The following is a 26,734-nucleotide window of genomic DNA, read 5'->3' on the forward strand; positions in this document are numbered from 1 at the left end:
AACGGCGGACGGAGACCCAGGCTCTCCCACGGGCTTGGTGTCCCAAAGGTGCAACGGTCTTCCATCCGCCACCGCAACAGGCAGTACTACGCCAATAGCGGGTAAAGGGAAGTTACAAAGGTGCCGGGCGGATGAGGGGCTGCTCTCGCCGAGCAATTTCATTCATGCTGATAGGCGTCCAAAACGGCACGGCCGCCGGAGAACCGACGGCCGCTAAGAATTTGGTGATGAAACGCCGATTGTCCCCGCGCCGTTTAAGCGGCGCGGCGACCCTGATGCATGGCCGGAGCAATGTTTTCGCCACTGACGCGGAAGCCGCGGATGAGATCGATCAGCTCGTCGGTGTCGGTGGCCAGCGTTTCCGCCGAGGCCGTGGTCTCCTCGGCCATGGCGGCGTTCTGCTGGGTGGCGGCGTCGAGCTGGTTCATCGACGACGAGATCGAGCGCAGCGTTGTGTCCTGTTCGGAGGCGCTGTGGGCGATCTTGGCGACGATCTCGTTGGCAGCCTTGATCTGGTCGGAGATGCGCTTCAGCGCCTCGCCAGCCTCGCCGACCAGTCGGACGCCATGGTCGACCTGGCTGGAAGAACGAGCAATCTGGTCCTTGATCTCCTTGGCCGCAGCGGCGGAACGCTGGGCAAGTTCGCGGACTTCCTGGGCGACGACCGCAAAACCCTTGCCGGATTCGCCGGCGCGGGCCGCCTCGACGCCGGCATTCAGCGCCAAAAGGTTGGTCTGGAAGGCGATCTCGTCGATGACGCCGATGATCTTGGTGATCTCCGAGGACGACTTCTCGATGCCGCTCATCGCTTCGATCGCCTGGGTGACGATCGCATCGCTGTGGGTGGCTTCGGTGCTGACCGAATGGACACGTTTGCTCGCCTCATGGGCGCCGTCGGCCGTCTGGCGGACGGCGACGGTGAGTTCGTCGAGGGCCGCCGAGGTTTCCTCGAGGCTTGCCGCCTGGCGCTCGGTGCGCTGCGACAATTCGTTGGAGGCGCGGCGGATCTCTTCCTTGCTGGTGCCGATATCGGTACCCTTGGCGCTGACCTTGGCCATGGCGGCTTCGAGATGCGACAATGCATCGTTGAAGTTGTCGCGAAGGGCGGCATATTTCTGGCCGAGATCGGCGCAGCGGACGGTGAGATCGCCACGCGCAGTCATCTCCAGCGCCTGGCCGATCGTCGTCACCACCCGGGCCTGGAGCGTCGCTTCGTCCTGTTGCTGGCGCAGGTTGTTCTCGCGCTCGTTTTCCAGCGCCAGCTGCTGGGCCGCCTCGCGATCCGACATCGCATGGCGTTCCCTGATCTTTTCTTGCAGCGACTGCGTCGCCTTGGCCATCATCCCGACTTCGTTGTTCATGCCGGTATGCGGAATGGCGATGGAAACGTCCTCTTCGGCCACCGCCTTCAGGGCGGCATGGACGCTGTTGAGAGGGCCCGAAATGCCGCGGATGACGACATAAGCGGCCAAAATAGCAAGGAAGAACAGTATGATGCTGCCGGACAAAGCGGTCAGGATCGTGCTGTTGATCTGGGCATCGAGATCTTCCATGTAGACGCCGGTGACGACGACGACCTTCCAAGGGTCGAAGGCCAGTGCATAGGCCGTCTTACGAAAATCGCCAGCCGGCTGACCCGGTTTGGCTGTGGAATAATATTCGACGAGACCGCCACCCTGCTGCCCGAGCCTGACCAGCTCTTCGCGATAGAGCTTGCCCTTGCTGTCCGGCTGGCCCTTGTTGATCTGCCCGACTTTCGAGGCATCGAAGTGGAACATCATCTGGATGTCGTAGCTATAGCCGAAGAAATAGCCATCGGGATCGTATTTCATTGCATTGACGGTGGCGTAGGCCTGCTTCTGGGCGTCCTCAAGCGTCATTTCGCCCGCGGTGACCTTGGCCTGGTAAAGCTTGAGAACAGAGACCGCCGACTGAACTTCGGAACGGAGCATGTCATAGCGCTCCTTGTAGATCGCATCGACCGAGGAGCGGATCTGCAGGGACGTGGCGATCGCGAAGGCGATCATCAGGCCGATGACCAGCAATATGAGCTGCTTCGATATTTTGAGATTTTTCATGAATCCTCGCAACGGGAATGGTGGGGCATTCCGGTGCGGTCTTCTACCGCTTGTGCGAGCGCGCCCAAGAAGACGACGCGTCTACCGCTGCTAAAAACAACATGCTGCGACCGGTGAGTAACAATTGAGGCTTATCCGATAAGAAAGCTTTAATTTTACTGTTTACGACGCGAATTCCCTAAAAATCTGGGGGCACCGACAAAGCAGAACCGCCGGACGTTCATCCGGCGGTCTGCAAGGGCCGAAATCCGCGCCCATTTTTCCGCATATGTTCCAAAACAGGAATGCACCCTCGCTTCTCTTCGAGGATGCATCCGGTCCACCGAAGTGGAACCCCAAGCGATCGAAACCTTGATCAGGCAGGGGCAGGGAACTTTCGTCTTTACGCAATTCCGGACGTTAAAACCGAAGTTGCTTTAAAAACGCATCTTGAATTCGGAAACGTTAAGCGTCGCCGGTTGTTCCGCCATGCCGGCGGCAACGGGCTTGGTGTCGCTTCCGATGACGGCTGCGGTCGTCGCGCTCATATCGATGCCATCGGCAGGCGGGGTCGGCGGCATGGCCGCAATGATCGCTTCCGGGGTCGCCTTGCTGACGAAGACTACGGGTGAGCCGCCCATCCAGCCTTCGGTGCGATAGATCTTCTTTTCGCCGCCGACATCGCGGACTTCACTGGCCTGGAGGACGCCGGGCTTAAGTTCCGGCACCTTATAGTCCTTCTTGACGAGTTCGGCCTGCAGCGGCGGGCAATTGACACAGGTTTCGGTGACGATGCTGCCGTCAGCGTGCGGCGCGGTCTTGCCGATCACCTCGATCGAGGACGCCATCGCCGAACCTGCCATCAGCAGGATTGCCGCACCGAGGAAAATCTGACGCATCAACGCACCTCCGTCTCACTGTGAGAGCGGTATAGCGCAGCTTTGTTTCCATCCCGTCAGGGGAAAGGGTAAAAATTTAAAGAACGCCGCGGTTTATACTTTGTCCGAGCCCGTTTCGCGCTCGATCGCCCGCCAGCCGATGTCGCGCCGGCAAAAGCCGTTTTCCCACCTCACCCGGTCGAGCAGCGCGTAGGCGCGGTCCTTGGCGTCGGCCACCGTGCCGCCCGAGGCGGTGACGTTCAGCACGCGGCCGCCGGTCGCAACCAGCGCGCCGTCCTTGAGACCCGTGCCGGCATGAAACACCTTCTCGCCCTCGCCTGCCTCGGGCACGGAGAGGATGGGCGTATTCTTCGCGTAGGCGCCGGGATAGCCTTTGGAGGCCATGACCACTGTCAGCGCCGGATCGTCATTCCATTCCGCCTTCAGCTGATCGAGCGTGCCGTTGGCGGTGGCAAGCAGCAGCGGCAGCAGATCGCTCTTCAACCGCATCATCATCACCTGGCATTCGGGATCGCCGAAGCGGACATTGTATTCGATGAGTTCCGGCCCCTTCCTGGTGATCATCAGCCCGGCGAAAAACACGCCGGAGAAGGGATGACCGCTCTCAGCCATGCCGCGGATCGTGGGCTCGATGATCTCCTTCATGGTGCGCTCGACCATTTCGGCAGTCATGACAGGCGCCGGCGAATAGGCGCCCATGCCGCCGGTATTGACGCCGGTATCGCCCTCGCCCACCCGCTTGTGATCCTGGGCGGTTGCGAGCGGCAGCGCGTTCTTCCCGTCGCAGAGGCAGAAGAAGCTTGCCTCCTCGCCATCGAGATAGGCTTCGACGACGACTTCGGCGCCGGCTTCGCCAAAGGCGCCCTCGAAGCAGTCGTCGACGGCCGCCAAGGCTTCATCCAGAGTCATCGCAACCGTCACGCCCTTGCCGGCGGCAAGGCCGTCAGCCTTGACGACGATCGGCACGCCTTCAGCGCGGATATAGGCTTTGGCCTTCGGCCCATTGTTGAAGCGCTGGTAGGCGCCCGTCGGAATGCCGTAGCGGGCGCAGATATCCTTGGTGAAGCCCTTCGAGCCCTCGAGTTGGGCGGCGGCGGCGGAGGGGCCGAAGACCGTCAGACCGTCGGCGCGCAGCCGGTCGGCAAGGCCGGCGACCAGCGGCGCTTCCGGGCCGACGACGACGAAATCGATCGCCTTCTCTCGGCAGAAAGCGGCGACTGCTTCATGATCCTCGATATTCAAGGGCACGAGGATGGCGTGTTCGCCTATGCCGGGATTGCCGGGTGCGGCGTAGAATTCCGTCATCAACGGCGATTGCGCCAGCTTCCAGGCGAGCGCATGCTCGCGTCCGCCCGATCCGATCAACAGAACCTTCATGCGCCACCCTTTCCTTTTGCCTCTGGCGGTTAAGGGCCAAGGGCCGAAAGGTCAAGCGGGAAAGCTTACCAGCCGCCGCCCCCACCGCCTCCGCCACCCCCGCCGGACGAACCGCCGCCGGAAAAACCGGAGGACGAACTCGAGGGCGGCGGCGCAGGGATCGTCGAGGCGATGGTCGAGGCCATCGACGAGGAAAAGCCGCCGATGCGGTCGGAAAAGCTGCCGCTGTTGAAATTGCCGGAATACCAGGCGGGCGCATAGGCGGCAGCCGCACCGGCCGCGGCGGCTGCAAGCCAGGTCTCGAAGGTGCGCGACCAGGGTTTTTCGACCCCAAGCGCCACGGCATAAGGCAGCAGCGTCTCGAAATGCCGCGGCGACATTTGCGGGGCGCCCGCCGTGTTCATCCGGTCTTTCTCGGCCAGCGTCAAATATTGGCGCAAGCCGTCTATGCCATCCATCATCTTGGCGCCGAGCGGGGTCGGCGCGCTCATGATGAAGAAATAGAGGATGTTCAAAAGCACGATGCCGCCGACGGCAAAGAGCATCGGCGTTTCATGCAGTTCCACCAGCGACGAGGCAAGCGCCATAACGACGACCGCAAGAATGCTGATGCCGACGAAAACGCCGACCGCGGTGGCGATGATGGCGATGATCTTGCCGAACAGCGACGTGCCGCGATGCAGCGACCTGACGAGGGCGGCAGCGAACACGGCAACAAAAACCGCGATGGCGGTCGGGATCAGCATCAGCGCGATCGTCTCCGGTTCCAGCGAGCCAAAGACGAACAGCGCCACCAGGGCGGCGGCGCTGAGCGCGATGCCGCCTGCGGTATAACCGAGGTTGGAATTGTAATATTTGCCGCGGTGCTCCTTCTCGATCGCCGAACGGAAGGCCTGGCCGACGGATTTGACCCGCTCGCCATTGGCCTTGTCGATCGCCAGTGTCGAACCCGCACCGCCGGCAACCTTCAGCAATTCGATTTCGCCGGCCTGGAATTTCTCCTTGCCGAGCGCTTTACCGGTACCTTGGATGACGATTGAATTCTTCAGGTCTTCGAGCTTGACGTAACCGCGGACGGCAAGATTGAGCGCCGTGGCCGACAGCGCGATCCAGCCCTCGCCGGAGAAGCCCTTATTGTCGATGTAGTTGACCAGCGCCGGCGAGATGCCATCAGGTGCGTCCCAGCGCGGCACGACGACGCCGCGGGCGGGATCGCGGCCGACTTTCAGCCAGGACCAGGTGTAATAGGCGAAAACCAGGATCAGACCGCCGAAGCCGATGAAATAATTACGGTTGTCCTTCAGCCACCATGTGCTTTCCATATCCGCGCTCGGCGGATCGATCGACCCTTTCGGCATGCGGATCGCGAAAGTCAGGCCCTCATTGGCGTCAAGCGGCGCGGTCGTTGCAAAGACCAGGCCGGCGCCGGTCTCGTCGACGCTGGCGTTCTTTCCCGTCCCGCCCTGAGGGCCGGTAAAGAAGACCGTGTCGGTGGCGGTAACACCCGGCGGCAGCGTCACCGTCGCCGTGGCCGAGCGGATCGGGAAGATCCAGCCATTGCCGGTGACGTTCCAGTAGAGTTCGGCATGATCGTCGAAATAGCGGATCTGGCGGTTGGTCCGGTAGGTGAAGACATAACGATGACGACCCGGCGTCACCCTCACGTCGGCAGAACCGGCATAGATGCGGATGCCGCCCGAAATCGATTCGGTATGCCAGGGCTCATCCGCGCCGTCGCGCTGCACCGAGACCATATTGAAATCGACGCTGCGGCGACGCTCTGCGGCATCGGTGAAGTAGAGCGGGAAATCACGAAAGATGCCGTGATTGATCTGGTTACCCTCGGCATCGACGGTGATCGTTTCCGTCACCGTCATCGCGCCGCTCTTTTCGAGTACGATGTCGGAGGCGAAACTGTCGATGACCTCGGCGGCAAAGGCCGCCGGAGCAGCGAACATCAACAGCAGTGCAAAACAAAACCCGAAAAACCGACGCCCCATCCCTGTCTCCCCGCCGGCAGCCTCGGCTGCACGTTACCTCAATCTTTGTCCTGATATGTCACGCCGAGGGCGGCGAGCGTCCGCCAATAGGCGGGGAAGGTCTTGCCGACGCAATCGGGATCGAGAATGGTGATGCCGTCGATCTTCAGCCCGGCGAGCGCGAAACTCATGGCGATACGGTGATCGGCAAAGCTGTCGATCTCGGCCGGAAGACGCTGTCCTGCAAGTGCGGGATCGGACTTTACGATCAGATCGTCGCCCTCTTCGCGGGCAAGCCCCGGAACGATACCGTTGAGGCCGGTCGAGAGCGCCCGGATACGATCGCATTCCTTGACGCGCAGGTTGGCGATGCCGACGAAGCGAACCGGCGTCTCGTTGAAGGCGGCAAGCACCGCAAGCGTCGGGACGGCATCCTGCATCTGCGAGCCGTCGATCTCCGCCGGCAGCTGCGGAAAACGGGCGATCATGTCGTAGGCGCGCGCATCCGGCTGCGAAAAGGCGTCGGAGGGAACGCCGAGATCGATCGCGCCGCCGGTCAGGACCTCGGCGGCCCAGAGGTAGGTGGCAGCCGAGGCATCGGGCTCGACGATGAAGTCGGCGGCGCGGTAGCCGGTCGGCTCGACGCGCCAGGTGACGGCGCTGGTCTTTTCGACCTTGGCGCCGAAGGCTTTCATCGCCGCCGTGGTCAGATCGATATAACCGAGCGCGCCGATATCCTCGCCGACCAGTTCGATATCGACCGGCCGGTCGCCGCCGGCCGCCATCATCAGCAGCGCCGAGACATACTGGCTGGACAGACCGCCATCGATGCGGATGCGGTCGGCCTGGAAGCGGCCGGTGCCTTTGACGGTGACCGGCGGGCAGCCGGTTTCGGCGCTCGCATCGATGCCGAGGGTGCGCATCGCCTCGACCAGCGGGCCGATCGGGCGCTTGCGCATATGTTCGTCGCCATCGACGATCACCGTGCCGTCGACCAGGGCGGCCGCGGCCGTCAGGAAGCGCGTCGCCGTGCCGGCATTGCCGAGGAAGAGCGGCGCTTTCGGCGGCAGCAGCCTGCCGCTGCCGGTAACGACGAAGCTGGTATCATCGGGCTCGTCGATCACAACACCCATGGCGCGCAGCGCATCGGCCATATAGCGCGTATCGTCGCTCTTCAGCGCACCGGTCAGCCGGCTCGTGCCCTTGGCGAGGCCGGCGAGCAGCAGCGCGCGATTGGTGATCGACTTCGAGCCCGGCGGCATGGCGCGGCCCGAAAGCGGCTTGCCCGGCGGGATGATCGTGAGTTTGGCTGTGCGTGTCATGCTGAGTCTTCCGTCCATGGGGCGAGCCTTATCGGCCGCAGTCTGCCCCTGCTCTTAATCGCTTTTTCGCAAAGGCAAAATGCCGGATCGTCAGAATTTCACGCTGGGAACGGCGCGGTCGGTCTCGTTGGTGATTTCGAAATATTCCCGCTTGGCAAAACCGAATTGGCCGGCGACGAGATTGGAGGGGAAGCTTTCGACCTTGACGTTCAGGTCGCGGGCGGCACCGTTGTAATACCGCCGCGCCATCTGCAGCTCGCCTTCCATGGTTTCCAGCGAGGCCTGCAGCTCGGCAAAATTCTGGTTGGCCTTGAGATCGGGATAGGCTTCGGCGAGCGCGATGACCCGCCCGAGCGCTTGGCCAAGCAGGCCTTCCGCCTGCGCCCTGCCGGCAACATCGCCTGATGGCACCGCCTGCGCCTTGTTGCGAAGCGAAACCACCTCTTCGAGCGTGGTCTTTTCATGGGCGGCATAACCCTTGACCGTCTCGATCAGGTTCGGGATCAGATCGGCACGGCGCTTCAGCTGCACGTCGATGCCCGACCAGGCTTCCTCCGCCATCTGCCGGGAGCGAACCAGGCCGTTGTAGATAAAGACGACGTAGAGCACGACCAGAACGATGACGCCAAGTGCAATATACATCGCGAATCCCCCGCAGCGAAGTAATGTCCGGGCGGAGACTACGCAGGTTTCCCGGTTGCCGTCAAACGCCGATATCTCCGAGGATTCGGGCCATCGTGTGCTCCGGCGAAAGGCCTGTCGTGTCGATTTCGACGGTGCGTTCAGCCAGTCCGCGCAGCAGTTTATAGTTTGCCCGCAACCGTTGCAGCGTTGCCGTATCCGTCAGCTTGAGCGCCTCGGACCGACCGGGAGAGGCAAGGCGCCTGGCATTCTCTTCCGGCGCACAATCGAGCAGGATCGCCACAAGATTAACGCCTCTTGCGGCAGCCAGATCGCGATACCAGGAGAAGACCGCACTATCATCTGCGTCATCCGAGAGCGCATCGGTGAAGACGAAGCTTTCGGCCGGGTCGGCGCGCACGGCATGGTCGAAAAACGCCTGGCGGATCTGCCCGCGCAGCGATGCGTGCAACGGATCGCTGCGGGAGAACAGAGCCTCGGCCGGATTGAGCAGCGTGTGATTGTCGATGAGCCGCGCGCCGAGCCTTTCAGCCAGCAAACGGCCGACGGTCAGCTTCCCGGTGCCTGGCCAGCCGTTGATATGGACGATACGGCTGGCAGGCTTTTGCGTCACGCCGCCTCTTTCGACAGGTTGACGCCGCCAGCGTCGGTCAGCAGGAAGGCTTCGCCGCAGGCCTTGGCGAGGGTGCGCACGCGCAGGATATAGCTCTGGCGCTCGGTGACGGAGATGACGCCGCGGGCGTCGAGCAGGTTGAAGACGTGGCTGGCCTTGATGCACTGGTCATAGGCCGGGAAGACGCATTTGTGCAGGCGCTGGTTGGCGTTGTCGGCAGGCGCGCCGGCATCGAGCAGCGCCCGGCATTCCTTCTCGGCATCGACGAAGTGGCGATGCAGCATCTCGGTATTGGCGAATTCGAAATTGTGGCGAGAGTATTCCTGCTCGGCCTGCAGGAAGACATCGCCATAGCTGATCTTCTCATCACCTTCGCGGCCGTTGAAGTTCAGGTCGTAGACATTGTCGACACCCTGGACATACATGGCGAGGCGTTCGAGGCCATAGGTCAGTTCGCCAGCGACCGGCGAGCATTCGATGCCGCAGACCTGCTGGAAATAGGTGAACTGCGACACTTCCATGCCGTCGCACCAGCATTCCCAGCCGAGCCCCCAGGCGCCGAGCGTCGGGCTTTCCCAGTCGTCCTCGACGAAGCGGATATCGTGCAGCAGCGGATCGAGACCAATCGCCGAAAGCGATCCGAGATAAAGCTCCTGCAGATTCGCAGGGTTCGGCTTCAGGATGACCTGATACTGGTAATAATGCTGCAGCCGGTTCGGGTTTTCGCCGTAGCGGCCATCGGATGGGCGCCGCGACGGCTGGACGTAGGCGGCCTTCCACGGCTTGGGGCCGAGGGCGCGCAGCGTTGTGGCGGGGTGGAAGGTGCCGGCGCCGACTTCCATGTCGTAGGGCTGCAGCACCGCGCAACCCTTGTCCGCCCAATAGTTATGCAGGGTCAGGATCAGCGCCTGGAAGGAGCGCTTCGGGTTCATATGGTCTGGCATAGCTGACATGAAACGGCACCGATTGCTTAGGGATTATCGGCGTGACAGGTGCCATGGAGGGCGGCAGGGGTCAAGAGTTTTGCGCGGGTGGCGAACGCTGTGTGGAGAGAGCCTCTGCCCCTCACCCTAACACTCTCCCCGTAAACGGGGCGAGGGGACCTGCCCTGCGAGAAGCCAGCGAGGGACGGAGACGTTGCGGCATATCCCCTTCGCCCCGTTTGCCGGGAAAAGGTGGCGGCAGCCGGATGAGGGGCAGCCCCGACGCGCGGCAAGCGGAGCTGTGGCGCCTATTCTCCCTCGCGCTTCAGCCGGTATTCCCCGGTCACCGGATCCTTGACCAGCGTGCCGATCGCGCCGGTCTGGCGCTCTTTCTCAGCCAGGCGCGACTTTTCGGCGAGCTTGCGGGCATCGGAGACGAAGCGACGATAGAGCCACCAGGCTGAGAAGACCAGGATCAGGATGGTAATAAGCTGCGGCATGACCCTATTCTGCTCCCCTCAAAGCCCGAAACGGCTCCACAATGCTCTTTCTTCCGCGGCTTCGGCAAGCCCTGTGGCAAGACCGGACGCCGCCCCTTCGAGCGACACCGGCGACACGCCGGGAATGCGGCGGCCGAGCAGGCCGCGGCCGGCGGTGACAAGCTCCAGCTTGGTCTTCTGGCCGTAGCGCCGCTTCAATTCCTGGCGCATGTCGCCGAGGCCATCGATGAGGCCGAGCTCAAGGCCGCGGGTGCCGCTCCAGAACAGGCCGGAGAACACCGCCGCATCATCCCGCAGCTTGCCGGCGCGGCGTTCGCGCACCATTGCTATGAAAACCTGGTGGATTTCGAGCTGCAGGCTCTTCAGGTATTCGATGTCCTTTTCCTTTTCGGGCTGGAAAGGGTCGAGGATCACCTTGTTTTCGCCGGCGGTGTAAACGCGGCGCTCGACGCCGATCTTCTTCAAGAGCTCGGGAAAGCCGAACCCGCCGGAAACGACGCCGATCGAGCCGACGATCGAGGTGGCGTCGGCAATGATCTCGTCGCCGGCAAGGGCGATCATGTAACCGCCGGACGCGGCGACGTCCTCGACGAAGACCAGCACCTTCTTCTGCTTCTCGCGAGCGAGTTCCCGAATGCGGGTGAAGATCAGGCGGGACTGGACGGGCGAACCGCCGGGCGAATTGATCGAGATGGCAACCGCCGGCGCGTCCTTCATGGCGAAGGCCTTCTCCAGAACCGGAGCGACATTGGCGAGATTGAGGGCCGGCCGGAACTGGCCGCCGCCGCTGACGATCGCCCCCTGCAGCCGGACGACCGGGATGGTGATGCCGTCCTTGCGGAACCGTTTCGGCAGCAGCTTTCTCAACAATCCAGCCATCTCTTATCCTTCGCTTCGGGTCGCACGATCGTCAATCCGCGATCGGCATCCATGTATGCGCTGGAACGACAAACGCAATGGCTGCGTTCTCGAAACATCGGACCTGAAAACATCGGATTGATTTTGTTGTTGCGAATGACTTGCATTATCATTCTAATTCGTCATAGTGCAGACACGATAAACAGGTGGAAATCGCATGGATGCCCTGAATCCGAATGCAAGAAGCGGCTGGCGGCACGAACGCGGCGAGGCGTCGCTATCGGATGTCTACCGCACCGTCGGAACCGGGCGTCATAGCTCGAGATGGCGGCGGGCGGCCGCCTTCGCCGGACCGGGCTACATGGTCGCCGTCGGTTACATGGATCCCGGCAATTGGGCGACCTCGCTCGCCGGCGGCTCGAAATTCGGCTATGCGCTGCTCACCGTCGCGCTGCTTTCCAACCTGATGGCGATCGTGTTGCAATCGCTCTGCGCACGTCTGGCGATCGCCTCCGGCCGTGACCTCGCGCAGGCCTGCCGCGACGCCTTTCCGAAATATGTCTCGATACCGCTGTGGGCCTTTGCGGAAATCGCCATCATCGCCACCGATATCGCCGAGGTGATCGGCACGGCGATCGGCCTCAACCTGCTGATGGGCATCCCGCTCGAACTTGGTGTGCTGATCACCGCGCTCGACGTCTTCGTCATCCTCTTCCTGCAGAAGCTTGGTTTCCGCTGGGTGGAAGCCTTCATCATTGCGCTGCTCGGCGTCATCGCGGTCTGCTTCGGCGTGCAGATCCTGCTTGCCGACCCGCAATGGGGCGCCGTCGTCACCGGCTTCTTCCCGACGACGGAGATCGTCACCAATCCGGAGATGCTCTATCTGGCGCTCGGTATTCTCGGCGCGACCGTCATGCCGCACAATCTCTACCTCCACTCCGGCATCGTCCAGACACGGGCCTATGGCCATACGGTTCCCGAGAAGAAGGAGGCGCTGACCTTTGCGACGATCGACTCGACGGTGGCCCTGTGCTTCGCCCTGCTGGTCAACGCCTCGATCCTGATTCTCGCGGCTGCCGCCTTCAATGCGCATGGGAAGACCGATGTCGTCGAACTCGGCGACGCCTATTCGCTGCTGTCGCCGCTGCTCGGTCTCGCCATCGCGCCGACGCTGTTCGGCATCGCGCTCTTATGCTGCGGCCTCAACTCGACGGTGACGGCAACACTTGCCGGCCAGATCGTCATGGAAGGCTTCCTGAAGATCAGGCTGAAACCTTGGGTGCGCCGGCTGATCACCCGCGCCATCGCCATCGTGCCGGCGGCGATCGTCACCATCTGGTATGGCGACCAGGGCACTGCGGAGCTTTTGATCCTCACTCAAGTGGTGCTCAGCCTGCAGCTTTCCTTCGCCGTCTTCCCGCTTGTCATGTTCACCGCCAGCAAGGCCAAGATGGGCGAACTCGTCGCGCCGCGCTGGCTGAGCGGCATCGCCTATCTGATCGCAGTCGTCATCGCCGGCCTCAACGTCAAGCTGCTCTTCGACTTCGTCACCGGCTAACGAAAGTGCGGCGCCGGCTGCGTGCGGCGGTCCGGGACTAAGAAACGACAGCGCGGCGCATCGACCTTGGTTGATGCGCCGCGCTTTGATTTGTCCGCCATTCATCGATCGATTTGGATCCACCAGGTCTCTAACTGCGGTTTTCCGACCATTCAGGAGAGTTCCGATTTGGCCAGGAGATGGGCATCGCCGCTGTCGTCTCGGACGGCCACGCCGGATTTCAACATGTCAAGCAGATCGGCGCTGAAGGCTTGCTCGCCGATCTCAGTCGTTAGCTGCAGGATCTCGCTTTGGACCCGATGTCGGTAAAGCGCCACCTGTGCAGCGTCATGCGGGATCCACTGATATCCTTTGTCATTATAGGCAGCAACGATGCGCAGAAGATCGAGCAGGCGCTTCCGCGGGTCGGATATTGTCACAAATCATCCCTCGCCAATGAACAGCTTCGATGCACGCGCTTTCAAAGCCTGGCATAGGCCGCCCGGCCATTGTTGAAATCATCGACGAGAGGGGAGAACTTATGGCTGCCTTCTTCGTGCATGATCAGAGGCGCGCGCAGCGACAGTCGAGCCCGCGATCCCTTGATCGCCGTCATCAGGATACGGACGGCGTTTTCACCCTGGCGCGGATGAATGGTAGTGATCTCGATGCCGCCAAAACGCCGGCCACAGGCGATAACGATCTCGGCGATCGATTGCGGCCTTGCGATCAGCGACAATTGCCCGCCCGAGATCATGATGGCGCCAGCCGTGCGGATCCAGCTTTCAAACAGGCCGTCGGTCATCGCATGGGCTTCGGCCTTCAGCGCATCCGGCGTGCGCCGGTCGCCGGCGTGGTTGAAGGGCGGGTTCATGATGACGTGGTGGAAACTCTCGTCGATGAGACCGGCATCGTTGCGCGCCTTGGCAGTCAGCGTCACATCGGCTTCGACGACGCTGACGCGGGCGGCGAAATGGGCATTTTCGGGCAGAAGGATGCTGCGGCGGGCATAATCGGCCATCTCGGCCGAACGCTCGAAAAGCACCACGTCCGCATCGGCAAGGCGCGAGGCGACGGCAAGGCCGGCAGCACCGGCGCCGGCGCCGAGATCGGCGACCCTGACCGGCCGATCGTCAGCGACGAGGGCGCCAAGCAGCATCGCATCCATGCCGGCGCGATGGCCCCTGCCCTTCGGCTGCACCAGATGGAAGGCGCCGCGATGAAAGGCATCGATGGTTTCGGCAGGCTCCCCGATCATCGGGCGCTCACTTCCTGTCGCGCAATTCGCCGCCGAGGCCGGCGTCGGTCAGGATGCGGCGCGCCTGATCGGCCATCTCTTCATCCACCAGCAGGCGGCGCGGCAGCATGCCGAGCGAGCCTTCCAGCACGCTCATGCCCTGATCGGCGATGAAGCAGTGAATTCCGGCATCCTTCATCAAACTCTCGGCAAAGGAGAGCAGAACGGGGTCGTTGGCGCGGATAAGTTCATGCATTTGCCGTCGTTTTCCTTCCAATTTCGTCTTGCGCGACAATTCACCCCTTGCCGCGTCCATCGCCCCTTTCTATTGTCAGATGCAAAGAATGAACAGGAGTCCGGGTCGTTGGGCGTGGTCATACCGCTTGAAGAAAGCAAAAACAAACTGGCATCCATCAAGCCATTGGTCGATCTCACCAGGGCGGACATGGAGCGGGTGAACCAGCTCATTCTGTCCAAGGCCGGCTCCGATGTGCAGATGATCCCCGAAGTGGCGAACCATCTGATCTCGTCCGGCGGCAAGCGGTTGCGGCCGATGCTGACGCTGGCGTCCGCCTCGCTGTTCGACTACAGGGGCGAAAACCATGTCAAGCTCGCCACGTCAGTCGAGTTCATGCACACGGCGACGCTGCTGCATGACGATGTCGTCGACGAAAGCGATCTGCGCCGCGGCAAATCGACAGCGCGGATGATCTGGGGCAACCAGGCAAGTGTGCTGGTCGGCGACTTCCTGCTCGGCCAGGCCTTCCGCATGATGGTCGATGTCGGCTCGCTCGATGCGCTCGACGTCTTGTCTTCCGCTGCCTGCGTGATCGCCGAAGGCGAGGTGCTGCAGCTTTCCGTCGCCAAGAACATGGAGACGACGGAGGACGATTATCTCTCTGTCATCCGCGCGAAGACGGCCGCCCTCTTTGCCGCTGCCGCCGAAGTCGGGCCGATCGTCGCCGAGGCCGGTCGCTCCGGTCGCAATGCATTGAAATCCTATGGGATGAATCTGGGACTTGCCTTCCAACTCGTCGACGACGCGCTCGACTATGGCGGCAAGGCGGCCGATCTCGGCAAGAATGTCGGCGACGATTTCCGCGAGGGCAAGATCACCCTGCCGGTCATTCTCGCCTATCGCCGCGGTACCGAGGACGAGCGCGCCTTCTGGCGCGATGCGATCGAAGCCGGCAACAGCACCGACGCGAACCTCGAAAAAGCGCTCGGGCTGATCACCAAATACGGCACGCTCGCCGACACGATCGGCCGCGCGATCCATTACGGCACGATCGCTAGGGACGCACTTGCGCCCCTGCCCGATACGGTATGGAAATCCGCCCTGATGGAAGTGATCGATTTCTGCATCGAGCGTGTCAACTGATCACACATGCTCGATTGCGGGCTGATTTTCTTGCAGCGCCGCTTCAAAAAAGCCATCCTGTTATGAATCAGTGAGCGCAACTGGTTTGCGACCGGCACCAGTGTCGGGACGCTGTCGAAGAAAGGTTTCCTAATGCGGCAGAGAATTGCCATCCGTCTTCTTACGAGCGCAGCGCTTGCCGCTGTCCTTTCGCTGGGCGGCGTCGGCGGCGTCAACGCCGAGGATGCGGCCAAGGCGAGTGAAGCCGGAACAACCGACAGCTTCGATGCCGATAGCGTTACCACTTTCTCCGGCGCCTTCCTCGCGGCGCGCACGGCCGATGTCGACCATGACTATGAAACGGCGATCGAACTCTACAAGAAGGCGCTGCAGATCGAGCCCGGCAATCCCGAGATCCGCCAGCGGCTGATGATCTCGCTACTGCTCAATGGCGACATCAAGGACGGCGTCAAATATGCCAACGACCTGAAGGGCGATCCGTCCGTCGAGCGCATTACCACGATCGTGCGCGGTATGGATGCCGTGCGCCGTGATGACTACAAGACCGCCGAGACCATCCTCAAATATAACGGGCCGAACGATCTCGATCGGATGATGAACGACCTGCTGCTCGCCTGGGCTCGCGTCGGCGCCGGCCGCGGCAAGGAAGCGCTCGTCATGGTCGAGAAGATGAAGGGGCCGGACTGGGTCGGCATCTTCCAGAATTATAATGCAGGCGCGATCGCCATCACCACCGGCGACGTGAAATCCGCCCGAAAGCATCTGAACGATGCCGTGCTCGACAAGGAGGGAGGTGCGACGGCGCCCGACACCTTCATGCGCGCAGTGATGGCACTTGCACGCCTCGAGGCAATACAAGGCAATAAGCAGAAGGCGCTCGACGCCGTCTCCGTCGGCGACAATCTGCTGCCGAACTATGCGCCGTTGAACGCGCTGCGCGCCAGTATCGAAAAAGACGAAAAGCAGGAACAGCAGGTCAAGACGGCCGAAGAAGGGGCCGCCGGCGTGCTGTTTTCGGTCGGCGGCGCGCTGAACCGCGACGGCGCCGAGGATATCGTCTCGCTTTACCTGCAGACCGCCAATGCGCTCGACCCGAACAGCGCCGATACGCTGGTGCTGCTCGGCGGCATCGCCGAGAAGCAGAACCAGATGGACCGCGCCATCGCGCTCTACAAGAAGGTGCCGGAGAATTCGCCGATGCGGCGCATCTCCGAACTGCAACTCGGCCTCGCCCTTGCCCAGGGCGGCAAGGTAGACGAGGCGCGCAAGCACCTGCAGGCGCTGATCGCCTCCGACCCGAAGGATATCCGCAGCTACCTCGCCTATGGCAGCGTGCTCTCCGACGCCAAGGACTACGAGGCGATGGCGGCCAATTACGACAAGGCCGTCGAAGCGATCGGTCCGATTCCCGGCCGTGCCAACTGGAGCGTCTTCTTCCAGCGCGGCATCGCCTATGAGCGGCTGAAGAAGTGGGACCAGGCGGAACCGAACTTCCGCAAGGCCCTGGAGCTCAATCCCGACCAGCCGCAGGTGCTGAACTATCTCGGCTACTCCTGGATCGACATGAACCGGAACCTCGACGAAGGTCTCGGCATGATCAAGAAGGCCGTCGACCTTCGCCCAGACGATGGCTACATCATCGATTCGCTCGGCTGGGCCTATTTCCGCCTCAACCGCTTCGACGACGCCGTCGACGAACTGGAACGGGCAGCACAGATCAAGGCCGGCGACGCGACGATCAACGACCATCTCGGCGATGCCTATTGGCGCGTCGGCCGCAAGCTCGAAGCCGTTTATCAGTGGAACCGGGCGCTCGCCTCCGAACCCGAAGCCGCCGAGATCCCGAAGATCAAGGAAAAGGTCGCCAACGGCCTGCCTGCCGCCAGCGACGATGCCAAAGCGGCCGACAAGAAGCAGCCGGATCCGGCACCGGTCACCCCGCCGCCGGTCGACAAGAAATCCTGACGGGCGAGACATGCCTGACGAGGGCATATCAGGCGCTTTCAGTGTCACCGAAGAGGCTCGCGCGAAGATCAACCTCGCTTTGCATGTGACGGGTCAGCGGGCAGATGGTTATCATCTGCTCGATATGCTGGTCACTTTCGCAGATTGCGGCGATCGGCTGAGCTTCTTGCGCGCGCCGGCCGACGCGTTCTCCCTGTCGGGCCGTTTCGGCGAGACGCTTGCCGGCGACGGCGAAGCCAATCTGGTGCTGCGGGCGCGTGATTTGTTGCGCGCGGCGGTCGGCCCCCTCGCCTTCCCCGTTCACATCCACTTGGAAAAGAACCTGCCGATCGCCTCCGGCATCGGCGGCGGCTCAGCCGATGCGGCCGCGACGCTACGCGGGCTGATGCGGCTCTGGGAGACGACCTTGCCCGTGGAGACGCTCGCGCCCTTGGCGCTGCAGCTCGGCGCCGACGTGCCGATGTGCCTTGAGAGCCGGCCGCTGATTGCCCACGGCATCGGTGAACAGATCGAAGCCGTGCCGGATCTGCCCGCGTTTGCCATGGTGCTCGCCAACCCGCTGAAGGGTGTCTCGACGCCCAAGGTTTTCCGCCGACTGGCGACAAAGAACAATCCGGCTCTGAACCTCGCTCCGGGTCTTCGTGGGGCTACCGGCTGGCTCGCGGCGATTGGCGCTGCCCGTAACGACCTGGAGCCGCCTGCGCGCGATCTCGTGCCTGAGATTGCGGCAATCTCGGCGATGCTGCAGGCGCGCGGCGCGCTTTTGGCTCGCATGTCCGGTTCCGGCGCCACCTGTTTCGGGATCTTTGCCAGCATGACGGCCGCGCAAGATGCGGCGGCAGCTCTTCACGCCGAGCGGCCCGACTGGTATTTTCAGGTAACGGAAACGGTTTCAGGAGGCATGTGATGGCTGGTCTGGAAGAAAAGCGGCCCTTCATCGCCGTCGGCATCGCGATTCTCACAGTTTCGGATACGCGCACTCCGGAGACGGACAAGTCAGGCGACACGCTGGCGGAGCGAATTACCGAGGCGGGCCACAGGCTGGTCGACCGAGCGATCGTGCCTGACGATCGGGAGAAAATTGCAGCCCGGGTGAAGGCCTGGACCGAACGGGACGAGATCGACGTCGTCATCACCACCGGCGGCACCGGCTTCACCGGCCGCGATGTGACGCCTGAGGCGCTGGAACCTTTGTTCGAAAAGCGCATGGACGGCTTTTCCGCCATCTTCCACCGCATCTCCTATGAGAAGATCGGCACGGCGACGATCCAGTCGCGCGCTACGGCAGGCGTTGCAAACGCCACCTTCATCTTCGCGCTGCCGGGCTCGCCCGGCGCCTGCCGGGATGCCTGGGACGGCATTTTGAAAGGGCAGCTCGACTACCGCAGCGCGCCGTGCAATTTCGTCGAAATCATGCCGCGTCTGGACGAGCATTTGAAACGCGGCGCGGCGAAATAATGCATGTCGCCCGGGAGTGTGCCGCGGTTCCGGGATACCGACATTCATAAAACAACTAAAGCGGGCCGCGCTTTTGAATTCGCTATATGGCAAGGCCCGGCAAAGCGGGCATCGTTTCCCAGCTATCACCCGACAGCAGGATGCAGCTGATGCCATGAACATCCGTGACGACGAGCGTCCAGGTTCCGCTTTCGGCGGCATAGACCTCGAGAACGGCGTTCTGGTTGACCAGGCCGACTGCCGTCAGCTTTTCAGCGAAGTTCCTGTCAAGGAAATTGACGACGTCGGATCGGCCTGCGCAACTGAGCATCGTCTGCGATGCTGCCGAATGCGGATGCGCGATCATCAATGTCGGCAATATGACGGCCAGCAGGCCGTAGACCATACCGTGTGCCATGACGCACCTCCTTTCGCCGGGACCCCGGCAGAAGAGGAGATTTTCGCTGACCTGTTCTGCCGTCCACCGGCATTCCATGGCCATCCGTTGCGAAGCGAGGCGCTTCGGCGGCGCCATCGACGAATTATAGCGCAAAATTCCATTGGGCGCCATCTTTGCGCGATGACGGGAGGAGCGCGAATATTACCGCGCGGCTCTGGCGACCCAGGAGGGAATCAGTTCGCTCGCGAGATTGCGTGGCTTCTGACCCTTGGCGAACTCAGCAAGGCGCATGCCGCTATGGGCAGCGGCGAGCGCCTGTTTCTTCGGCATCAGCAAACCAAGCTCCAGCGGCGGCACGGCGCGGCCGAGGCGGCGGAGGAACGGGCGCCGGTAGCCGCGCGAGGCGGTGAAACGCGCCGGCAGCTTGTTCAGCGCGACATATTCGGCGATCTCGTCGATCCAGCCGGCCTGGGGTCTGGCGCCCGGCTCGACGAAAAGCAGCCATTCGCCGCGGGCCGAGCGGACGATGTCCTTGATATCCCACTGCGAATGAAAACGGCAGCCGGCGGCGTCGGCGACCCGCGAGGTGCCGTCGCGCGAGCCGTGATCAAGCACGACCACATCGCTGACGAGCCCCTCCACCGCGCCTGCCACCAATACCGATAGGGTCTGCGCCAGCTCAGATTCCTGATCCTGACATTCGAGAACAACCGTCAACATTGCCTATTCATAATGCGCCGCACAAAATTTTGCCAGCGGCGTTTTCCGCATTTTGTTCTTGCATTGTTCTTGTTTTGCGGATAGGAATTTAATCATCAAAACGGGCGGGAGCGATGGCTTTCCGTCACGGGAGAATCCGATGAGAGAGCAGTCCCTGGCAGGGCAGGCCGCATTCGCGCCTGCCAACACAGCAGATATTGCCGATGCGATGATGGTGTCTTCCGGCCTGCGGATCGAGGTCGATCGGCGGCGCGGGCGTGGGGCGGGACTGAACCCGACCGGGCGGTTCGAGGCGCTGCAGCGGGAAACCATCGATGACGGCTGGCAGACGCTGGAAGAGCTTCCGCCGTTCAAGACCGACGTGCAGATCGAGAAACCCCGCACGGCCATCACCCGCAACGAATCGCCGGATATTCCCTTCGACCGTTCGATTAATCCCTATCGTGGCTGCGAACATGGCTGCATCTATTGTTTCGCCCGGCCGACACATGCCTATATGGGGCTCTCGGCGGGGCTCGATTTCGAGACGAAGCTCTTTGCCAAGCCGGATGCGGCAAAACTGCTGGAGCGGGAACTCGCCAAGCCGGGTTATAAGGTGCGGGCGATCGCGATCGGCACCAATACCGACCCCTATCAGCCGATCGAGAAGGAGTGGCGCGTCATGCGCGGCATTCTTGAGGTCTTGAACAAGGCGAACCATCCGGTATCGATCGTCACCAAGTCGGCGATGATCCTGAGGGATCTCGATATTCTGCAGGATATGGCGGCGAAGAACCTGGTGCGCGTCGGCATCTCCGTGACCACGCTCGACCGCAAGCTTGCCCGGACGATGGAGCCTCGCGCCGCCACGCCGCCGCGCCGGCTGGAGACCATTCACACGCTGTCGGAAGCAGGCATCCAGACGGCTGTGATGGCCGCCCCGCTGATCCCGGCGCTGAACGATCACGAGCTGGAACGCATCCTCGAATCGGCCAAGGCTGCCGGCGCAGCCGAGGCGAGTTATGTCATCCTGAGGCTGCCGCTCGAGGTCAGCCCGCTGTTTCGCGACTGGCTGCTGCAGCACTACCCCGATCGTTACCGGCATGTGATGTCGCTGGTGCGCTCGATGCGCGGCGGCAAGGATTATGATGCCGAATTCGGCAAACGTATGAAGGGCGCCGGTCCCTATGCCTGGCAGATCGCCCGGCGCTTTGAAATGGCGGCAAGACGTTTCGGCCTGACGCGACGCGGCATGCCATTGCGCGACGACCTGTTCGTGCCGCCTGATGGTAGCGGCGTGCAACTGTCACTGCTGTAACCGTTTGTTTTACGCAATTCTGGGCAACAGCGCTTCGCGCTTTGCCCCGGGGAAAACCGCAAGGCACTTTTCCTGGAATTGACCTGACTTTTTACGCAATTCTTGGCAAAGGCGCTTCGCGCCTTGCCTGGGAAAACCGCAAGGCACTTTTCCTGCAATTGCTTGAAGCTTGCGCATCGGCCCATCGAGAAACCGCCCTGTTTTCGAGCTCCGAGCGCAATTCCAGCGGATGGGCCTGACCGCCCCCATCCGCCGGACCCGGTCCCCGACCGCCGCCCTGATCGGGGACTTGCGGGCAATCGGGTTGGCGTGCGAGGTTCAGCCGCATGAAACCTCGCACGCCACCCGATTCTCCGCTGCTTTTCCAAGCGGTTCCGCTGGTGCCGGATTTCCGGCTGGAGCTCAAAGCCCGCAAGGCCGGCCACTGGCCGGTCGCCGGCGCCGACGAGGCCGGCCGGGGGCCGCTGGCCGGGCCGGTCGTCGCCGCTGCCGTCATCCTCGATCCGAAGCGCATCCCTGAGGGTCTGAACGATTCCAAGCAGCTTTCGGCGCAACGGCGCGAGGAGTTGTTCGTGCAGATCCTGGCGACCGCCACCGTCTCCATCGCCTCCTCCAGCTCGACCCGCATCGACGAGACCGATATCCGCAAGGCGAGCCTCGACGCCATGCGCCGCGCTATCTGCGGCCTCGCCATTCCGGCAAGCTACGTGCTGACCGACGGGCTAGACGTGCCGCCCGGCCTCGATTGCCCCGGGCAGGCTGTGGTCAAGGGTGATGCCCGTTCAGTCTCGATCGCTGCCGCCTCGATCGTCGCCAAGGTAACGCGCGACCGGATGATGGCCCGGGTCCATCGGGTGTTTCCGGACTACGGCTTTGCCGCCCATGTGGGATACGGTACGCCGCAGCACCGCGCCGGTATCGAGAAGCATGGCCCGTGCTCCCTGCACCGGATGAGCTTCAGGCCGCTGCGCAAGGTCGAGGATGGTCCTGAGATGGACGAGCTGATTTCCGAATAGGCCTGCTCAAAAGAAAAGACCTTGGCCTCCGGACTGTCGAGCGCTTGCCCCTCATCCACTGCCGGCACCTCTCCCCGCTCGCGGAGCGAAGGACAAGCCGCACCCGCTTCCTTAACCTCAAAGCCGCGTTTGGCACGTTCCCTCGCCTCGTTTACTGGTAGAGAGTTAGGGTGAGGAGCAGTCTTCGGCGCCAAGCCGACAGCCGTGGCGCACAGCTTGGGATAGATAAAAACGTCTGCCAACAAGAAAGGCCGGGACATGCCCGGCCTTCGATCTCAATCTTTTCGAAGCGCTCAGTTGAGCCGCGTCTTGACCTGGCCGACGGCATTGCCGAAGAGTTCGGACTGGACCTTGGCGTCGGCCTGCTTGGCAAGCACCGTTTCGGCGGCGGCGATTGCGAGATCGACGGCAGCGGAACGCACCGCCTTGATCGCCTCGGCCTCGGCCTGCTTGATCTTCTGCTCGGAAACCGCCGTGCGATTGGCGACGAATTCTTCCGTCTTCATCTTCGCCTCAGTGGTCAGCATTTCGGCTTCGCGCTCGGCAGCGGCTACGATGTGGGCAGCTTCGGCTTCCGCTTCCTTGCGCTTGCGCTGGTATTCGGCGAGCAGGTGCTGGGCCTCCTCGCGCAGGCGCTTGGCTTCGGCCAATTCGTTGCGAATCTGGTCGGCACGGTCGTCGAGCGACCTTGCCATCATGCCCGGAACCTTCAGATAAACCACCAGGGCCAGGAAGAGGACGAGGCCGACAAAGGCGAAGAAAGTCGCGTCAAAGGCAAATTCCATCGATCAAGCCTCCTTCTTGGCCGCCGCGACGGCAGCGGCAACATCGGCCTTGGCTACGGTGCCGCCGATCAGCTGATCGACCACGGCAGCCGCGGTTTCCTCGGCAATGGTGCCGACGTCGGCAAAGGCCTTGGCCTTGATCTCGCCGATGCGGAGCTCGGCAGCCTTGATCTTTTCCGACAGGCTCGCCTCGACAGCGCGGCGATCCTCTTCGGCCTTGGCCTTGGCGGCATCGCGTGCGGCAGCGCCGATCGCGTTGGATTTGGCGCGGGCAGCGGCCAGTTCACCTTCATAGGTCCGGACGGCAGCGTCGGCTTCCGCCTTCAGGCGGCCTGCTTCTTCCAGATCCTGGGAAAGGCGCGTGTGACGCTGATCGAGGATCGCCCCGATGCGCGGCGCGATGACCTTTTGCATGAGCAAATAGAAGACGCCGAACGTGATCACCAGCCAGAGCAGCTGAGACGCGAAGGTCGTCGAATCGAAAGGCGGGAAAGGGCCGCGGGCGTGTCCGCCTTCGGCAACACCGGTCTCGGTATGGACCTCGCCTGCGGCCGGAGCGGCATGCGCATCCGTACCCGTCGCTGCCGCCGGTGCTTCTTCAGCGTAAGCCGGGGTCACAAAAAACATTCTCACCTCCAGGTGGACTGCAAATGCAAAGGATCACGGCTTGCGGTCGCAGGCCGTGATCCATCTATTCGCCGATATCAGACGGCGAAGAGGAGGAGGAGAGCGATGAGCAGCGAGAAGATGCCCAGAGCTTCCGTAACGGCGAAACCGAATACCAGACGGCCGAACTGGGCGTCAGCGGCAGACGGATTGCGCAGTGCGCCGGAGAGGTAGCTGCCGAAAATATTGCCGAGGCCGAGAGCCGTACCGGCCATACCAAAGCAAGCCAGGCCTGCACCGATGTACTTTGCTGCTTCCGCTTCCATGTTGAACTCCTTTGAAATGGTTGTTGCGGCGAATGACTGACGCCCTCGAGACGTCGATGTCGTTATCCTTAGTGCCCGCCCGGATGGATTGCGTCGTTGAGGTACATGCAAGTCAGCACCGCGAAGACGTAAGCCTGAAGGAAGGCGACGAGGAACTCGAGACCGGTCAGGGCGACGGTCATGATGAGGGGAAGAACGGCGCCGCCGACACCGAGAGCACCCAGGGTTCCAAGCGAGGCGACGAAGCCTGCGAACACTTTGAGCGTGATGTGACCAGCGAGCATGTTGGCGAAAAGACGAACCGAGAGTGAAATCGGCCGCGACAGGAAGGAAATGATTTCAATCGTCACCACCAGCGGCAACAGCGCGACCGGCACGCCCTGCGGCACGAAGAGATTGAAGAAGCGGAAGCCGTGCTTATAAAAACCGTAGACGACGACGGTGCCGATGACGAGCAGGGCAAGGGCGAAGGTCACGATGATCTGGCTCGTCACCGTGAAGAAATACGGGAACATGCCAAGCAGGTTCGCCGTCAGCACGAACATGAAGAGCGAGAAGACCAGCGGGAAGAATTTCATTCCCTGCTTGCCCGCGCCTTCCTTCAGCATGTTGGCGATGAATTCATAGGACATTTCCGCGACCGACTGCGAACGGCCCGGCACGATGGCACGGTTTGAGGTCGCGAAATAAAGGAAGCCGACGGCAACGGCAGCGGAAGCGGCCATGAAGAGCGATGCATTGGTGAACGAAAAATCAATTCCGCCGATTTCGATCGGCACAATCTTCTGGATCAGGAACTGATGAGTCGGATCGTTAGACACCGCTTGTTCTCTCTCTTTGGCCCGCAGGACGCGGGGTCATTGCACTGGACCGGAACCCGGTCCCTATTTCTTGTCGTCGTCCAGGGGATGGGCCACCACCCCCGCAGAACGCAGCACGTTCAGAACGCCGGCACAGAATCCGAGAAGCAGAAGAACAATCATCCCCCAAGGCGCCGTGCCAACAAAACGGTCGAAGACATAGCCAAGGACGGCACCGACGACGATGGCGGAAATGAACTCGCTGGAAAGCTTCATCGCCTGGGCATAACCTTTGCGGCTTACCTCGGCACGGGCTTCCCTGGCCTCGTCCTTCCCCGTCTCGACACGCTTGGTCGCGAGTTTCGCTTCCAGTTGCGTACGGCGCTTTTCAAGACTTTCCTCGCGGTCGTCCGCCATGGATCTCTCCTCGCTTGCCCGTTGCCCGCACTCCCGCTACCCCGGTCATTCGGACCCCGGACGCGAAGGGTGAGACCCTTCCGGCCCGTTCTGAAGTCGCGCGCAACATAGTTTTAGGGATTAGCATAGTCAAGGCGTAGACAGCTTCTGTCCAGCGAGAAAATAATTTCATCGAATCAAAGAGATAAACCGATTTTGGGTCGATCGCTTAAATTCGATGGAAAGAATCCGCTTTTGAGCCCGGTAAATCAGCTTGTGCAGGCGATTTATCTCAGCTCCAGCCGCCGCCATAGGTGCGATAGAAGACGTGAAGACCGATGCGGCCGACCTTTTCCATGGTCTTTGCCCATTTCGGCCTGACATAGACGGCATGGTAATGAGTCGCCGAGCCCACCTGCGGCAGCCAGATTTTGCCGGCGGTCACCGCCATCGCCACATCGCGAGCCATCCGCCAGTGGTATTCCGAGTTCACCCGGTCCTTGATGCTGTCGCAGGCGAAGGAAAACTGGCAGCGGTTGCGCCAATCTTCGTTCTGGTAGACGACGCCGCAGATGGTTTTCGGATAGGAAGGGTTGCGGACGCGGTTGAGGATGACCTGGGCGACTGCCGCCTGGCCCTTCACCGATTCCCCACGCGCCTCGAAATAGATGCCGGAGGCAAGGCACTGCTGTTCGCGGGCGGAAAAGACGCTCGGCGCCAATATGCTTGCGGCCCAGGCATGGTCGCGCGGGCCGATCTCCGGAACGAAGCGGCCGCTGTCCTGCTCGGTCAGTATGGAATCGAAGGGCGACTGGCGGGAATAGTCGGGTGCGGCCGGCCCATAGGCAGTGGCAAGCACATCGGCCTTGTCGCTGGTGACGAGGCTTGCAAGCATCGCCGGCACGCCATCATCGGTCACCACCGGCAGCTTCTTATAGAAAGATGTGGCGATCTCGATTTCTTTGCCCTGGATCTTCGGCTTGACGAAGGCCGACCTGTCCTTGAGATCGAAGCTCGGGGTGAACAGCATCTTGGTGCGCTCGAGGATAGAGCCGGCGGAAAAGTCCTTCGGCGGCTGCATCCTCTCGACGGCGACGACGCGGCCCTTCTTGGTGGCGCGGTTGACGCGATCCTCGTCCGGCGTGTCCTCGTGGCCCTTGTCCTTGGCGGTGCCCTTGTCTTTGGCAGTGAAAGCAACCTTGCGGCCATCGGGAAGCACCATGCCGGCCCCTGACGAGATCGTGCCTGTCACCGTCGGGTCGGCGAAGGCAAGTTCGGCCTGATGGATGGAACCGGCCGGCGAATTGGTCAGCACCATGCGCCAGTTCCCACCCTCATGATCGAGGCCGGCAAGCATGGCGGCGAGATCGGCATGGGACGTGACGCTCGGGAAGATCAGCCAGCAGGCAAGCCCGAAGATCATCGGCGATACCCAGTTCTCGGGGAAAAGACGCAGCTTGCTACGGGAAGAGCTCTTTCGACGCAAAACCAACTCCGGCAATGGAACGCGGGATCATTCCATCGAAAATCTCTCATTAACCTTGACGTCGGGTTAACGGGCCGTACCGGAATGTGGCTATGGCCGAGGTCAGGCTTGCTCTCTCTTCTCCCCAGCGGGGAGAAGGTGGCCCGAAGGGTCGGATGAGGGGGCCACACGGCAC

General features: G+C 62.1%; 28 protein-coding genes. 7 read left to right on the forward strand and 21 right to left on the reverse strand.

The genetic code is table 11. The features are described from left to right. Positions 1-254: 254 nt before the first annotated feature. The 10 genes from HJB89_RS29680 to HJB89_RS29725 all read right to left on the reverse strand — a co-directional run bounded on the left by HJB89_RS29680 (position 255) and on the right by HJB89_RS29725 (position 11,191). Positions 255-2,078, reverse strand: coding sequence for a methyl-accepting chemotaxis protein (locus HJB89_RS29680; RefSeq protein ID WP_221150888.1), 1,824 nt, complete (start codon positions 2,076-2,078; stop codon positions 255-257). A 416-nt stretch (positions 2,079-2,494) separates the two neighbouring features. Next, the gene (locus tag HJB89_RS29685) at positions 2,495-2,956 is read right to left on the reverse strand and encodes a plant virulence effector HPE1-like domain-containing protein (protein ID WP_207583152.1); all 462 of its coding nucleotides are present in this window, start codon (positions 2,954-2,956) and stop codon (positions 2,495-2,497) included. Positions 2,957-3,049: 93 nt separating this feature from the next. Continuing rightward, the gene (gene purD, locus HJB89_RS29690; protein WP_207583151.1) at positions 3,050-4,333 is read right to left on the reverse strand and encodes a phosphoribosylamine--glycine ligase; all 1,284 of its coding nucleotides are present in this window, start codon (positions 4,331-4,333) and stop codon (positions 3,050-3,052) included. Positions 4,334-4,398: 65 nt separating this feature from the next. After that, positions 4,399-6,333, reverse strand: coding sequence for a DUF2207 domain-containing protein (locus HJB89_RS29695; protein ID WP_221150889.1), 1,935 nt, complete (start codon positions 6,331-6,333; stop codon positions 4,399-4,401). A gap of 38 nt (positions 6,334-6,371) precedes the next feature. Beyond that, a complete protein-coding gene (locus HJB89_RS29700) occupies positions 6,372-7,634 on the reverse strand; it encodes a 3-phosphoshikimate 1-carboxyvinyltransferase (protein ID WP_207583149.1) in 1,263 nt (420 codons plus the stop codon). 90 nt (positions 7,635-7,724) lie between these two features. After that, positions 7,725-8,276, reverse strand: a complete 552-nt coding sequence (locus tag HJB89_RS29705) for a LemA family protein (protein ID WP_207583148.1) — start codon at positions 8,274-8,276, stop codon at positions 7,725-7,727. 61 nt (positions 8,277-8,337) lie between these two features. Then, positions 8,338-8,889 carry an AAA family ATPase gene (locus tag HJB89_RS29710; RefSeq protein WP_221133253.1) on the reverse strand — a complete coding sequence of 184 codons (552 nt, stop codon included), beginning with the start codon at positions 8,887-8,889 and terminating at the stop codon, positions 8,338-8,340. Then, positions 8,886-9,842: a glycine--tRNA ligase subunit alpha gene (locus HJB89_RS29715; RefSeq protein WP_221142137.1), complete on the reverse strand. Its 957-nt coding sequence runs from the start codon at positions 9,840-9,842 to the stop codon at positions 8,886-8,888. The genes HJB89_RS29710 and HJB89_RS29715 overlap by 4 nt, the downstream gene beginning before the upstream one ends. A gap of 278 nt (positions 9,843-10,120) precedes the next feature. Then, on the reverse strand, positions 10,121-10,312 hold the full coding sequence (locus tag HJB89_RS29720; protein WP_221117949.1) for a hypothetical protein: 192 nt from the start codon (positions 10,310-10,312) through the stop codon (positions 10,121-10,123). Between the two features lie 18 nt (positions 10,313-10,330). Beyond that, positions 10,331-11,191, reverse strand: coding sequence for a S49 family peptidase (locus HJB89_RS29725; protein ID WP_221117948.1), 861 nt, complete (start codon positions 11,189-11,191; stop codon positions 10,331-10,333). Positions 11,192-11,387: 196 nt separating this feature from the next. On the opposite strand from HJB89_RS29725, the gene HJB89_RS29730 reads away from it, so the two are divergent. After that, positions 11,388-12,728: an Nramp family divalent metal transporter gene (locus tag HJB89_RS29730; RefSeq protein WP_207583143.1), complete on the forward strand. Its 1,341-nt coding sequence runs from the start codon at positions 11,388-11,390 to the stop codon at positions 12,726-12,728. A 152-nt stretch (positions 12,729-12,880) separates the two neighbouring features. Here HJB89_RS29730 and HJB89_RS29735 read toward each other — a convergent pair whose 3' ends face one another. From HJB89_RS29735 to HJB89_RS29745, 3 genes are read right to left on the reverse strand one after another with little or no spacing between them, the layout of a single operon-like run. Continuing rightward, the gene (locus HJB89_RS29735) at positions 12,881-13,147 is read right to left on the reverse strand and encodes a hypothetical protein (RefSeq protein ID WP_207583142.1); all 267 of its coding nucleotides are present in this window, start codon (positions 13,145-13,147) and stop codon (positions 12,881-12,883) included. 41 nt (positions 13,148-13,188) lie between these two features. Next, on the reverse strand, positions 13,189-13,965 hold the full coding sequence (locus HJB89_RS29740; protein ID WP_221150890.1) for a tRNA1(Val) (adenine(37)-N6)-methyltransferase: 777 nt from the start codon (positions 13,963-13,965) through the stop codon (positions 13,189-13,191). Between the two features lie 7 nt (positions 13,966-13,972). Next, entirely contained in the window at positions 13,973-14,200 is a 228-nt protein-coding gene (locus HJB89_RS29745) for a DUF2007 domain-containing protein (protein WP_007632954.1), read from the reverse strand. Positions 14,201-14,308: 108 nt separating this feature from the next. Between HJB89_RS29745 and HJB89_RS29750 the strand changes: the two genes are divergently transcribed. The 4 genes from HJB89_RS29750 (at position 14,309) to moaB (ending at position 18,748) form a co-directional block, all read left to right on the forward strand. Further along, positions 14,309-15,325, forward strand: coding sequence for a polyprenyl synthetase family protein (locus HJB89_RS29750; RefSeq protein WP_207583140.1), 1,017 nt, complete (start codon positions 14,309-14,311; stop codon positions 15,323-15,325). Between the two features lie 132 nt (positions 15,326-15,457). Then, positions 15,458-17,290 (forward strand): tetratricopeptide repeat protein, encoded by a 1,833-nt coding sequence (locus HJB89_RS29755; RefSeq protein ID WP_221150891.1) that lies wholly within the window; start codon positions 15,458-15,460, stop codon positions 17,288-17,290. A gap of 10 nt (positions 17,291-17,300) precedes the next feature. Beyond that, the gene (locus HJB89_RS29760; protein ID WP_207583138.1) at positions 17,301-18,197 is read left to right on the forward strand and encodes a 4-(cytidine 5'-diphospho)-2-C-methyl-D-erythritol kinase; all 897 of its coding nucleotides are present in this window, start codon (positions 17,301-17,303) and stop codon (positions 18,195-18,197) included. Next, positions 18,197-18,748 (forward strand): molybdenum cofactor biosynthesis protein B, encoded by a 552-nt coding sequence (gene moaB / locus HJB89_RS29765; protein WP_221117944.1) that lies wholly within the window; start codon positions 18,197-18,199, stop codon positions 18,746-18,748. Before HJB89_RS29760 ends, moaB begins: the two co-directional genes overlap by 1 nt. Before the next feature lie 82 nt (positions 18,749-18,830). Here the strand turns inward: moaB and HJB89_RS29770 are convergent, their stop codons facing one another. Next, complete coding sequence (locus tag HJB89_RS29770) at positions 18,831-19,145, reverse strand: hypothetical protein (protein ID WP_207583136.1); 315 nt, start codon at positions 19,143-19,145, stop codon at positions 18,831-18,833. Between the two features lie 183 nt (positions 19,146-19,328). Continuing rightward, the gene (locus tag HJB89_RS29775) at positions 19,329-19,847 is read right to left on the reverse strand and encodes a glycosyltransferase family A protein (RefSeq protein ID WP_221150892.1); all 519 of its coding nucleotides are present in this window, start codon (positions 19,845-19,847) and stop codon (positions 19,329-19,331) included. A gap of 139 nt (positions 19,848-19,986) precedes the next feature. On the opposite strand from HJB89_RS29775, the gene HJB89_RS29780 reads away from it, so the two are divergent. Both HJB89_RS29780 and HJB89_RS29785 read left to right on the forward strand, forming a co-directional pair. Further along, entirely contained in the window at positions 19,987-21,144 is a 1,158-nt protein-coding gene (locus tag HJB89_RS29780) for a PA0069 family radical SAM protein (RefSeq protein WP_207583134.1), read from the forward strand. A gap of 326 nt (positions 21,145-21,470) precedes the next feature. Continuing rightward, a complete protein-coding gene (locus HJB89_RS29785) occupies positions 21,471-22,160 on the forward strand; it encodes a ribonuclease HII (RefSeq protein ID WP_221150893.1) in 690 nt (229 codons plus the stop codon). Between the two features lie 293 nt (positions 22,161-22,453). On the opposite strand, the gene HJB89_RS29790 is transcribed toward HJB89_RS29785, so the two are convergent. The 6 genes from HJB89_RS29790 to HJB89_RS29815 form a co-directional block, all read right to left on the reverse strand. Then, positions 22,454-22,945 carry a F0F1 ATP synthase subunit B gene (locus tag HJB89_RS29790; protein ID WP_207583132.1) on the reverse strand — a complete coding sequence of 164 codons (492 nt, stop codon included), beginning with the start codon at positions 22,943-22,945 and terminating at the stop codon, positions 22,454-22,456. Positions 22,946-22,948: 3 nt separating this feature from the next. Continuing rightward, entirely contained in the window at positions 22,949-23,572 is a 624-nt protein-coding gene (locus tag HJB89_RS29795) for a F0F1 ATP synthase subunit B (protein WP_207583131.1), read from the reverse strand. A gap of 77 nt (positions 23,573-23,649) precedes the next feature. Next, positions 23,650-23,877 (reverse strand): F0F1 ATP synthase subunit C, encoded by a 228-nt coding sequence (locus HJB89_RS29800; protein ID WP_207583130.1) that lies wholly within the window; start codon positions 23,875-23,877, stop codon positions 23,650-23,652. 68 nt (positions 23,878-23,945) lie between these two features. Further along, positions 23,946-24,698, reverse strand: a complete 753-nt coding sequence (locus HJB89_RS29805; RefSeq protein WP_207583129.1) for a F0F1 ATP synthase subunit A — start codon at positions 24,696-24,698, stop codon at positions 23,946-23,948. 63 nt (positions 24,699-24,761) lie between these two features. Further along, positions 24,762-25,094: an AtpZ/AtpI family protein gene (locus HJB89_RS29810; RefSeq protein ID WP_207583128.1), complete on the reverse strand. Its 333-nt coding sequence runs from the start codon at positions 25,092-25,094 to the stop codon at positions 24,762-24,764. A 271-nt stretch (positions 25,095-25,365) separates the two neighbouring features. Beyond that, positions 25,366-26,559 (reverse strand): cell wall hydrolase, encoded by a 1,194-nt coding sequence (locus HJB89_RS29815; RefSeq protein ID WP_207583127.1) that lies wholly within the window; start codon positions 26,557-26,559, stop codon positions 25,366-25,368. Positions 26,560-26,734: the final 175 nt, after the last annotated feature.

This window comes from Rhizobium sp. NZLR8 (assembly GCF_019685025.1).
Lineage (GTDB): Bacteria > Pseudomonadota > Alphaproteobacteria > Rhizobiales > Rhizobiaceae > Rhizobium.